The 6844-nt window shown below is 46.7% G+C and carries 9 protein-coding genes; 3 read left to right on the top strand and 6 right to left on the bottom strand.

Translation table 11 applies throughout. From position 1 onward, the window contains the following. Nucleotides 1–250 precede the first annotated feature (250 nt). The gene (locus tag Q0991_RS24865) at nucleotides 251–814 is read right to left on the bottom strand and encodes an adenylate kinase (protein ID WP_299493753.1); all 564 of its coding nucleotides are present in this window, start codon (nucleotides 812–814) and stop codon (nucleotides 251–253) included. A 375-nt stretch (nucleotides 815–1189) separates the two neighbouring features. On the opposite strand from Q0991_RS24865, the gene rpiA reads away from it, so the two are divergent. Next, nucleotides 1190–1897 (top strand): ribose-5-phosphate isomerase RpiA, encoded by a 708-nt coding sequence (gene rpiA, locus Q0991_RS24860; protein WP_299493751.1) that lies wholly within the window; start codon nucleotides 1190–1192, stop codon nucleotides 1895–1897. A 65-nt stretch (nucleotides 1898–1962) separates the two neighbouring features. On the opposite strand, the gene Q0991_RS24855 is transcribed toward rpiA, so the two are convergent. Continuing rightward, a complete protein-coding gene (locus Q0991_RS24855) occupies nucleotides 1963–2502 on the bottom strand; it encodes a hypothetical protein (RefSeq protein WP_299493749.1) in 540 nt (179 codons plus the stop codon). A gap of 58 nt (nucleotides 2503–2560) precedes the next feature. On the opposite strand from Q0991_RS24855, the gene Q0991_RS24850 reads away from it, so the two are divergent. Next, nucleotides 2561–3196 carry an NAD(P)H-dependent oxidoreductase gene (locus Q0991_RS24850; protein WP_299493747.1) on the top strand — a complete coding sequence of 212 codons (636 nt, stop codon included), beginning with the start codon at nucleotides 2561–2563 and terminating at the stop codon, nucleotides 3194–3196. 129 nt (nucleotides 3197–3325) lie between these two features. Here Q0991_RS24850 and Q0991_RS24845 read toward each other — a convergent pair whose 3' ends face one another. The 3 genes from Q0991_RS24845 to folB all read right to left on the bottom strand — a co-directional run bounded on the left by Q0991_RS24845 (nucleotide 3326) and on the right by folB (nucleotide 4784). Continuing rightward, nucleotides 3326–3688, bottom strand: coding sequence for a hypothetical protein (locus tag Q0991_RS24845; protein ID WP_299493746.1), 363 nt, complete (start codon nucleotides 3686–3688; stop codon nucleotides 3326–3328). Between the two features lie 403 nt (nucleotides 3689–4091). Continuing rightward, nucleotides 4092–4250, bottom strand: coding sequence for a high light inducible protein (locus Q0991_RS24840; protein ID WP_299493744.1), 159 nt, complete (start codon nucleotides 4248–4250; stop codon nucleotides 4092–4094). Between the two features lie 165 nt (nucleotides 4251–4415). Further along, nucleotides 4416–4784, bottom strand: coding sequence for a dihydroneopterin aldolase (gene folB / locus Q0991_RS24835; protein ID WP_299493742.1), 369 nt, complete (start codon nucleotides 4782–4784; stop codon nucleotides 4416–4418). 206 nt (nucleotides 4785–4990) lie between these two features. Between folB and Q0991_RS24830 the strand changes: the two genes are divergently transcribed. Continuing rightward, nucleotides 4991–5746 carry a metallophosphoesterase gene (locus Q0991_RS24830; protein WP_299493740.1) on the top strand — a complete coding sequence of 252 codons (756 nt, stop codon included), beginning with the start codon at nucleotides 4991–4993 and terminating at the stop codon, nucleotides 5744–5746. 173 nt (nucleotides 5747–5919) lie between these two features. Here Q0991_RS24830 and Q0991_RS24825 read toward each other — a convergent pair. Beyond that, the coding region (locus tag Q0991_RS24825) for a phosphoribulokinase (RefSeq protein WP_299493738.1) at nucleotides 5920–6844 on the bottom strand (925 nt) is incomplete at its 5' end.

The raw sequence follows: 6844 nt of genomic DNA, 5'->3' as shown, positions 1-6844 counted from the left end.
CTTTAAATCAATCGGGAATGTTGTCATAGAAGCTGTTCCTTAAATGGGTCAATGTGAAGAGTTATAACGGGCTAGCCTGGCTATCGTACCATTTTGTCTTTATTGCTCCAGGCATTTTTCTATACCTCGATCTGAGGTCATCTCAAGATGATCTCAACCTCCGGAGCATTGGGCGGCAAGACCAAAGGAGTCATCGCTCCGTTCGGCAGCCATTAGTTAAGTATTTTTACCTATTGTACTAGGTCATGGCCTAAACGTTGACAAAAGGCTGAATCACCGCTGCGATCGCATCTGTAATCTCAGACTCCGGGCGACTGCCATCAATCTCCACCAAACATTGGCGACGGCGATATAAGGCGATTAATGGGGCAGTCTGTTCGTTATAAACCTGCAAGCGCTGCCGGATTAAATCCTCACTGTCATCTTGTCGGCCACGCTTTAGCATCCGCTCCACCAGCTGATCTTCAGGAGCATCAAAGTACACCACCTGCCCATAGGGTTGTCCCATAATTTGCAGTAAGGTATCCAGAGCCTGGGACTGGGCCAGATTGCGAGGGAACCCATCCAAGATCCAGCCCTGCTGGGTGGCGGGCGTGCCAAAGCTTTCTCGCATCAGGCCCACAATCAACTGATCGGGGACTAGCTCACCGGCTTCCACGTGGGTTTGGGCCTGCTTGCCCAGGTCGGATTGGGCTGCGATCGCATCTCGCAGCAGATCTCCGGTCGATAGACTAGGAATCTGCCAGCGAGCAGACAGAGAGGCGGCTTGGGTACTTTTACCAGAGCCCGGTGGGCCAAGAAAAACAAGTCTCATAGGATGTAGTGGGGAATGAACAGTACAGCCGAACGGAACTGGGCATATTTCACGGATTAGGAAAATCGCTAATCCGGTGCCCCAGAAATTAGAAACCTTGATTCAACATCGGTAATTTTAGGAACAGGATAGAAGCAGATCCAATACAACCCATAACCTCTACTTAATAAAGGATTGCAGTCTCTATCCGTAACATCCCTCACACTATACACTGAATTGGCGTCATCCTTTTGTTCATGTGCAAACACCATAAATAGGAGCGATTCACTCTACTGAGAGCGCCATTCATCGAGAAAATGGGCTAGGCAGGGGTACCGCTTTGGGTCATGCTAGAAATCGTCAGTTTTCTCAAGCAACTTTTTCAGGAGGTTCAGTATGAGCACAGTTGATCCCGTTAAATTAATGAAACAACAGGTGGGCAAAGCCGCTGCGGATCGGGTTCAGTCTGGCTCAATTGTCGGGTTAGGCACTGGATCAACCACCGCCTTCGCAATTCAGTTTTTGGGTGAGCGAATTGCGTCTGGCGCTTTAACGGATATCAAAGGCATTCCCACCTCGTTTCAAGCCTCCGTGTTGGCCAAACAGTATGGAATACCCCTAACCACTTTGGATGAAGTCGATCGGATTCATATCGGCATTGATGGCGCAGACGAAGTCGATCCCCAGAAGAATTTGATTAAAGGTGGGGGCGCAGCCCACACCCGTGAGAAGGTGGTCGATTCCTTGGCGGAGCAGTTTATTGTTGTCGTCGATCAATCCAAAATTGTCGATAAATTGGGGTCCACCTTCCCGGTTCCAGTGGAAGTATTGCCGATGGCGATCGCACCCGTGATGCAAGCATTAGAAAAGCTCGGCGGCAAGCCGGAACTGCGTATGGGCGTCAAAAAAGACGGTCCCGTGATTACCGACCAGGGCAATATGGTGCTAGATGTGACCTTTAGCGATATTCCCAATCCTCCCGAACTGGAGAAAACCGTCAACAATATTCCAGGGGTTCTAGAAAACGGCATCTTCGTCGGCGTCACCGATATCGTCCTAATTGGCGAAATTCAAGACGGTAATCCGATCGTTCGCGAGATGTAAGAGCTTAATTTCTTGAATTGGGAAACAGCTTGCCATTCTGCTGTTTCCCGCAACTATGTTGAGATCTAAATGATGTAGGGGTTTCTAGTGAGTTGTTCATTCTCGTTGGGTCGGTAAATTGACACGATCTGGCATCCTGCAACATGTGGATCAGCCCTACTCGTTAGTAAGAGCTCTTGCTGGATCGCCTCAACTTTCTGATAACTCAGAACTAGCGCATTAGACGATAAGGAACAATTGATAAGGTCTACATCATTGCCCCAATTGGTTAGCAAGGAGATGTCGCAATATCCATCGATTAAATCAAATCCCAAAAAGCGTGGATCACACGGATCGTGCTTGCTAAATTTCACACCCACTAGATCGCCTTGGCCCATCTCACTATGCTTGTGAACAGCATAATCGTAATCCGTAATCAGGTGAAGCTTGAAATCTTCATTCACAATATGATGCCAATCTTCACCCTCAGGATCTTCAAAGAGACGTGGCCTGAGGAGGCCATCAATGGAATCAAATCGTGTAAAGGCGACTCCTCGCCACTGGCAATAGCTAGTCCAGGCATCACCATCGTCGGGAGAAAAGCTATCGACAATTGTAAACAGCATATTCTTCAACGAGAGGCTGGGTCAACTTTGTGCTAGCAAGCAAAATAGACTGTTAAGTATGCGTTCTCCAAACCCCAAATCCCGGTGCTTACTCCATATGGATGTCAGTGCCCGCATCCAAGGCTCTTTCTCCCGACAGCTCACCCAAGCGTTTGTCTCACAATGGCAACAAACCAACCCCGAGCATCAGATTATTTATCGAGATATTGGTAGTTTTCCCATCCCCCATATTGATGAGACTTGGGTCGCGGCTTACGAATCTGCCCCAGAGGAACGGACGGCGGAGATGAAGGCTGCGATCGCACTATCCGATACTCTCATCGATGAGCTGTTCGCGGCAGACTGCTACGTGGTGGGTATGCCCATGTACAACCTAACGGTGCCCTCTAGTTTCAAGGCCTATCTGGATCAGGTGATTCGACGCGATCGCACCTTGCTCCTTGAAAATAGTGCAGGGAGCGGACAACTGAGCACCAAAAAGCTATTGGTGATTACAACCCGAAAATATAACTACCGAACGGGCTCAGGACGGGAAGATCGAGATTTTCTGGCCCCTTATCTTAGCGCCATCTTTAACGTTCTCGGCCTGACGGATATTACTTATATCCATGCAGACAAGCTAGCGTCATCAGAACAGGAGCAATCTTTAGCCCAGGCCATGGCTACCACTCGTCAACTTGCCACCACCTTTTGATGGATACCAGCATAAAGGCTGGAAAGCCATTGCCATCCAGCCTACTCTCCAAAATTTCAGAAGGAACGACTCCCCAGACCCCAATCTTCATAGTTATGAGATATGAGACAAGAAGGGGGGCTCCTATGATCAATCGTCTTGCTGTTCAAGCATACCCGCAAATTGTTCTTTGACCCCCTCCAATAGATTGGGTTGATCGCCGTCTACCTGGGGAAGAAGCCCTGCCAGTTGTTTCGACTCTTCTAAGGCCATAAACATCACAACCAATTTTTCTTGTGTCTTTTGCACTGCCTCCGCCAGTTGTTCTCGATTTTCGGTCATATTTTCGATCTGGTTCGTTAAAGACGAAATGTGGTCTTGAGTTTCTTCCAACTCTTTCTCTGCAACTTGCTGCTTCACAATTGAACGAGATTGCAAAAAGATGATGAGAATAATGGCTCCGAGGAAAGCGAGAAACAGAAAATCTGGAGCCATGGTATCGTTCGCAGTCATATAAACCTTCCTTGTCTATCAGTAATGCACGCGCCTATTTATGGGTTACCACTTTGAGCAATCAACTGTAAAGCCATTCAGATCAATCTTCTACCCCATGGACAAAAACAGGATATTGGCCTGGGCTTATCTTATTGTCTGTCTCCATCCCATAAAACGAACTAGACACATACACTGCCATCAACGGGCAAGCAAAATCAGTCTGCAAAGCAAGACTCAACTTAAGCCCGGAATATTCTCAACAACCCCTCACATCCGCCCAAACTAATAGGCATAAAAATACCCTGATCAGGGTGATGATCAAGGTTGAGAAGGTTTGGATAAAAGTTGGGCTTTTATGCTGTTGAAGGGCCAAAAAACGGGAATTTCAATCCCCAAAGCGCCTTAATAGCTAGAAAATAGCTTAATAGCTAAACAATGAGAGAATTTGTGCCAGTATCCCTTCGCCAGAAATAACTTCAGTCACAAAGCCAAGGAAAAAGCCAAGCATTGCCAATCGGCCACTGAAGTTTTCTGCAAAATCAGTAAAGCCCCACATGGGTTCTGGATTGGATGGGCTCATAAGATCAGTACTCCGTTGATATCGCAATGTAACATTACGTTAAGTATATGGCATTTTGAGGGGGCTGGGGGATTTTCGCACGTCTTAGCTGTAAGGTCAGCACTCTCTTGCCTTTCCGTCCCGATCAAGTGGTAGGGCAAACCATATGTCGAATCCTAAAAATCCTCAAGTTGAGCGATTGCGAGTCAACTCAACCGTAATTCGACCCGAAAAATCAGGAATGGGAGCCGCGACCTTAGTCAATCTGATGCCAATGGTTTGGAGGATTGTATAGTTCAGCAAATGCTCGGCAATATTCGCTGCTAGCCGTTCTAATAAGGCATATTCTGAGGCTCGAATAATCTGTTTTACCTGCTCAATAATTTGACGGTAATCTAAGGTATCTTCAATGCGATCGCTCTGACCTGCCGCCGTCAAATCCAGCCATAGCGCTAAATCTACCTCAAACCACTGTCCCAAGACCTTCTCTTCTGGCAATAAACCCGTGTAACCGTAGCTGCGAATACCGTTGAGGCGAATACAATCCTTATTCATATCCTTAACCCAAACCCTTGTAAGTCCTTCTTAAAACAGGGAATATCAATGTTTTTCAACCTAACAAAATAACTTCTCGTTTTATCCGTAAATCAGTCATACTTGAGAAAGAGGGAAATACCATACTGCCGCCTTCCCCAGTCTTTTTTGTATCGACAAATACCGTATAACTGTTGTTAGCCCTTACGCCTGTCAAGAATCTGTGAATGACGACTCCTAAACTACGACGATTTGTCATTGGCGATATACATGGTAACTTTCAAGGGCTGCTTGACCTCCTGTCCCTGTTAAATCTCAACAGTTCCGATCAAATCTATTTTTTAGGAGATCTGATTGATCGAGGACCGGATAGCTCCAAGGTTGTCGATTTTGTTATGGACGAAGGTCATATTTGCCTGCTCGGAAACCATGAACAGATGATGGTTTTGGCTTTAGCAAACCTTTCGCCAAACTCCCCTGTTCTACAAATGTGGCTGCAAGCGGGGGGCAAGAAAACCTTGGAAAGCTACAACTCCCAGGAGCATCTATGGAAGCATCTCAGTTGGCTGAAGAGTTTGCCGAATTACCTGGACTTAGGCGATTTTTGGCTAGTTCATGCGGGTATACATCCAGATATACCGTTAGAACTGCAAACAGATCAGGAATTTTGCTGGATTCGCCGCGAATTTCACAATATGTCCAAACCGTACTTCGCGAATAAAACAATTATTACGGGGCATACCATGACCTTTACGTTTGCAGAGGTTGAACCAGGGCAGATTGTCCAAGGCGCAGGGTGGTTAGGTATCGATACCGGTGCTTACCATCCCCATAGCGGTTGGCTCACAGCCCTCGATATTTCTTCTCTAACGGTTTATCAGATTAACATACTGACGGGTGATTCAAGGATAAAACCGCTTTCCGAGGTTGTTGTACCACTCCAATACGGCAAGAACTCGTCCCAAATGCCGATGTCCAGTTAAACAAGCGAATATTACGATGGGCGTGTTCCGAGGTGAGGGCTAAGCTTGAAGACAGCCTCCCCCAACGGTTGGATACACCCACTCGAGATCGACAAATAAAGGCTGGGATTCTGCCAACCCCTATCTGTTGATCACAAGCATCATTGGCTTGCGTTTGAGTGAGTTAATTTGCCTTATACCCCGACTGTTTCAGAGGTTTTAGAGGTCGTCAGCTTTTCGTAGGTAGCGCGCATCTTCAAGCCAGCAATCACCTGGAATAATCCAGACCCATTATTAGAGCCAGGATAATCTCTATGCTTGAGGAGCAACTCAGTCATCTCACCTTCAAATTTGGTAGAGGTATTGCTGAGATGGCCTTCGATATAAATCACCTCATCCAGTTTTTCAAACTGACCGTCTACTTCTAGAACGGATACGCTATTACCGTAATAATCATCAGGACCATAGGCCATTTTGATACCGGGGTAAGAGCAGGTTAACTTGCGGCCACAGGGAATCCAGTTAATCGTTGACCCTTCATCAAAGAGGTAAACGGGTTCAAAGTCGGGCACACCATCTTTTTGGATCAGGCGAACGCGGAGAATACTGCCGGGCTTTTCTTCTTTAACCAATTGAGTCGGTAAGATCTGAATCACAACATTTGCATGTTGCTTTTGGGGATCGATATAAGCTTCAAAATCAGGCCGACGAGCGTTGATAGAGGCAAGGACATCTTCGTAGGTATGACCCCGTTCAGCCATGTCTCGCTGAATTTTCCAGGCAATTTTAACTTCGTCGCTGATGTCTAGATAAACGCTGAAATCAATCAAACCTCGAACCCGCTCGTCATAGAGGGGGTGCAGACCTTCAATCACGACAATATGGTTGGGGTCGATACGTTCAGGGGGGTCAATAAGACCTGTTTCGTGGTTGTAAATGGGTTTATCAATGGATTGACCACTTTTTAGGGCTTTGATTTGCTCGTACATCAAATCAAAGTTATTCGCTCTAGGGTCTAGCGCAGTAATACCTGTTTCCTTCCGTTGATAACGATCCAAGCTGTGGTAATCATCTAGGCAAATAACCGTGATGAATTGCTCCCCAAACAGATCCTCCAGT

The sequence above is a fragment of the Acaryochloris sp. IP29b_bin.137 genome, from assembly GCF_028285745.1.
In the GTDB taxonomy this organism is placed as follows: domain Bacteria; phylum Cyanobacteriota; class Cyanobacteriia; order Thermosynechococcales; family Thermosynechococcaceae; genus Acaryochloris.
Note: the sequence above shows the minus strand (reverse complement) of the source record. Positions and strands in the feature narration are given on the sequence as shown.

Bases quoted from the DNA above. Each gene is read 5' to 3' on its own strand.
- Q0991_RS24865 (WP_299493753.1), bottom strand. From the start codon at position 814: ATGAGACTTGTTTTTCTTGGCCCACCGGGCTCTGGTAAAAGTACCCAA.
- rpiA (WP_299493751.1), top strand. From the start codon at position 1,190: ATGAGCACAGTTGATCCCGTTAAATTAATGAAACAACAGGTGGGCAAA.
- Q0991_RS24855 (WP_299493749.1), bottom strand. From the start codon at position 2,502: ATGCTGTTTACAATTGTCGATAGCTTTTCTCCCGACGATGGTGATGCC.
- Q0991_RS24850 (WP_299493747.1), top strand. From the start codon at position 2,561: ATGCGTTCTCCAAACCCCAAATCCCGGTGCTTACTCCATATGGATGTC.
- Q0991_RS24845 (WP_299493746.1), bottom strand. From the start codon at position 3,688: ATGACTGCGAACGATACCATGGCTCCAGATTTTCTGTTTCTCGCTTTC.
- Q0991_RS24840 (WP_299493744.1), bottom strand. From the start codon at position 4,250: ATGAGCCCATCCAATCCAGAACCCATGTGGGGCTTTACTGATTTTGCA.
- folB (WP_299493742.1), bottom strand. From the start codon at position 4,784: ATGAATAAGGATTGTATTCGCCTCAACGGTATTCGCAGCTACGGTTAC.
- Q0991_RS24830 (WP_299493740.1), top strand. From the start codon at position 4,991: ATGACGACTCCTAAACTACGACGATTTGTCATTGGCGATATACATGGT.